3 protein-coding genes are annotated in these 3,190 nt (G+C 74.4%); all 3 read right to left on the bottom strand.

Annotated elements, in window-relative coordinates; genetic code table 11:
* Positions 1–61: 61 nt before the first annotated feature.
* On the bottom strand, positions 62–1,354 hold the full coding sequence (locus AX737_RS13040; protein ID WP_197430564.1) for a serine hydrolase domain-containing protein: 1,293 nt from the start codon (positions 1,352–1,354) through the stop codon (positions 62–64).
* A gap of 194 nt (positions 1,355–1,548) precedes the next feature.
* A complete protein-coding gene (locus tag AX737_RS13035; RefSeq protein WP_156453685.1) occupies positions 1,549–2,433 on the bottom strand; it encodes an alpha/beta hydrolase in 885 nt (294 codons plus the stop codon).
* Between the two features lie 51 nt (positions 2,434–2,484).
* A complete protein-coding gene (locus AX737_RS13030) occupies positions 2,485–2,982 on the bottom strand; it encodes an N-acetyltransferase (protein ID WP_066921960.1) in 498 nt (165 codons plus the stop codon).
* Between the last annotated feature and the right edge of the window lie 208 nt (positions 2,983–3,190).

Here is a 3,190-nt window from a genome sequence, read left to right as displayed (position 1 = left end):
GTACGGCGCGATGACGAAGTGAGGGCGCGGGCGGGCCGCCTGAGCCGCCGCTCCCGCGCCCTCACTTCGTCATCGCGCCGTACACCATCTGCCGCAGGACCGCGTAGTAGTGCCCGCGCAGGCTCGGCGCCTGGAACATCGCCACCACCACGAGGCGCTCGGCCGGGTCAATCATGTAGCGCGGGCCGGTGATGCCGCCCCAGTAGACGTCGCCGGCCGCGCCCGGCGTGGCGTGGGGGCCCGCGCCGAGGCGGACCGGGTTCGCGAGGCTCCAGCCGTAGCCCGGATCGACGTTGTTGCGCGGCCCCTTGATCCCGCCGAGGTGGTCGCTGTGCAGCATCAGGCGCACGGTCTGGGGGGCCAGAAGCCGCACGCCGTCGATCGCGCCGCCGTTGGCGAGCATCTGGAGGAGCCGCCCGACATCGCCCGCCGTCGAGGCGAGGCCGGCGCCGCCCGAGAAGCGCTTCGGAGCCTTGCGCAGGTCGAGCCAGCCGTAGACCCAGGCCAGCGGGTCCTTCGCCAGGGTCTGCTGCGAGGGCTCGGCGAGGCGGGCCGCGCGGGCCTCGTCCACCTGCCAGACGGTGTCCTCGAGCCCGAGCGGCTTCAGGACCTGCTCGGTGAGGATCCGGTCGAGCGGCTTGCCCTCGATCCGCTCCAAGAGGTGGCCGAGGACGTCGGTGGCGATCGAGTACTCGAAGGTCGAGCCGGGCTGGTAGAGCAGGGGCTGCTGCGCGAGCTTGCCCAGCATCTCGTCGCCGGTGAGCCCGTAGAGCCCTTCGAGATCCTGCTCGCGCTGGTCGCGCCGCACGGGGTTGGCCGGGCCGATCCACCAGTAGGTGAACCCGGCGGTGTGGCGCATCAGGTCGTGGATCGTGGGCGCGCGCTGGGGCGCCACGGGCGGCGGAACATCGCCCTCCGTGGCGCTCTCGTGCCCCGCGTAGACCTTCAGCGCGCCGAGTTCGGGCAGGTGGGTCGCGACCGGGTCCGAGAGCTTGAAGCGGCCCTGCTCGTAGAGGCGCATGGCGGCCGTGGTCACGAACAGCTTCGTGGTCGAGGCGATGCGGTGCAGGCTGTCCGTGCGCATCGGGGTGCCGGGCGTCTGCTCGCCGAAGGCTCGGGCGAGCACGGGGCGGCCGTCGCGCATCACGAGCAGCACCATGCCGGGGATCTTGCCCGCCGCGACGTCCCGCTGCACGAAGGCGGCGATCGCCTCGAGCCGCGCGGCGTCGAACCCCGCCTGCGCGGCCTCGACGCCTTGCGGCGGCTGGAACGCGGCGGCCGGCCCGGCCCATCCGGCCGCGAGGCCGAGCCCGACGAGGCCGGCCGCGAGGCCGCGCGCCACTGTCTCACGCATGGTTTCCTCCCTCACGGGCATCGTCTTCGCGCGATGCCTCACGGGGGCCGGCCGCCGGAACGGGTTCCGGGGCGGGCGCCCCGGGGACGAGGTAGCCTGGGCCTTGCCGCGCTGCCAAGCGGGTGGCGAAACCGGTGCGGGAACAGTGCGGGAACCTGTCACGCAGATTCCCTGCGATCGCGCCGGGCGCCGCGCTACGCCATCACCCGCCCGAAGAACCCCGCGATCGCCGCCGCCGCCGCGTCCGGCCGCTCGCGGTGGGGGAAGTGGCCGCAGCCCGGCATCGGGGCGAGGTCGAGGTCGGCGAAGAACTCCGGGAGCCGGTCGGTCCAGGCGTAAGGGAAGAGCGGGTCTCCGTCCGGCCAGCGGATGCAGGTCGGCACGGTGATCGGCGGCAGCGCCGGGCTCTCACCCCGCAGCATGGCGAGGCGCCCGGCCTGCTGGCTGAGATACCAGTTGAAGCCGCCCTGCATGGCGCCCGGCTGCAGGAAGGTGTCGACGAAATCCTCCAGCACGTCGTCGAAGGCCCCCGGGTTCGGGCCGGACCAGTGCCGCAGGAAGTGGCCGATATATAGCCGGCAGGCCTCGCGCGAGGAGGACACCATCTCGGCCGCGAAGGGCTTGAGGTGGAAGGACTGGTACCAGATCTCGATGAGGTTGTCGGGCCGGCCCAGGCGCGGGCCGATGCCCGGATAGGGGCAGTCGAAGAAGAACAGGCCGGCGCAGCGCTCCGGCGCCCGGCGCGCCAGCGCCTGCCCCACATAGGCCCCGACATCGTGCCCGACGATGCCGGCCCGCGCGATGCCAAGGGCACCGAGCAACGCGGCGACGTCGTCCGCGTGGACCTCCGGGCCCACCGTGTCGCTCGGGCCCGTGCCCGGCACGGCGCTCCGGCCGAAGCCCCGCAGGTCCGGCGCGATGCAGTCGAACCGGTCGGCGAGCCGGGCCATCACCGGCTCCCAGGTCAGCCAGAACTCGGGCCAGCCGTGCAGCAGGACGAGGGGCGGGCCAGAGCCCCGCCGCGCGACGTGCAGGTCCGCGCCGTTCACCGCGACCGTCTCGTGACGCACCATGCCGATCCTCCGGCGAACTCCCGGGCGGACAAGGCGCGGGCGCGGATCGCGTTCCCGTCAGGCCCCCGCCACCGTGCCGGAGACGCGCGCCGAGAAGCCGTCGGCCAGTTCGAGCCAGAGGAAGCGGGCCGGATCGACCGGCCCCGGCAGGACGAGCCGGCCGGGCGGCACGGGGGCGAAGCCGAAGCGGGCGTAGAAGGACGCGTCGCCCACCAGGATCACGAGGCCCTCGCCGGCCGCCCGCGCGGCGTCGAGGGCCGCCCGCATCAGGCTGGAGCCGACGCCGCGGCCCTCGAAGCTCGGATCGACCGCGAGCGGCCCGAGCGCCAGGAAGGCCGGCCCCTCTGCCCGCACGGCGTTCATCCGCACCGAGCCCGCCAGGAAGCCGCCGACCGAGGCGGTGACGCTGAGATCCGCCCGGTGCGCGATCCCCTCGCGCAGCCGGTAGGCGGTGCGGGCGTAGCGGCCCGGCCCGAAGGCGCGGGCGTGCAGGCGCCCGATCGCCCCGTCGTCGTCGGGGTGCTCGGGCCGGATGACGAGGGAGAGGGCGGACACGGGGGCGACGGACTCCGGGACAGGCCGGCGCGGTAGCAGCGCCGGGGCCGCGGGGCAAATCGAGGCGGGCAGGCGGACACGCTGCGCGGTCTCCCGCCCCCATCTGCGGGCACGGCGATCGCATATGCCGAGCGAGCCCCGAGGCGGATAGAGCGCGGGTCCCCTCTCCCGTGCGGGAGAGGTCTGCTTTCGCAGAAAGCCGGGTGAG

It is taken from the genome of Methylobacterium sp. CCH5-D2 (assembly GCF_001556475.1).
Lineage (GTDB): Bacteria > Pseudomonadota > Alphaproteobacteria > Rhizobiales > Beijerinckiaceae > Methylobacterium > Methylobacterium hispanicum.
The sequence above is the reverse complement of the archived record's forward strand: the minus strand, read 5'-3'. Positions and strand labels throughout refer to the sequence as shown.

Excerpts from the sequence above, each read along its gene's own strand:
- AX737_RS13040 (WP_197430564.1), bottom strand. The coding sequence starts at position 1,354 with ATGCGTGAGACAGTGGCGCGCGGCCTCGCGGCCGGCCTCGTCGGGCTC.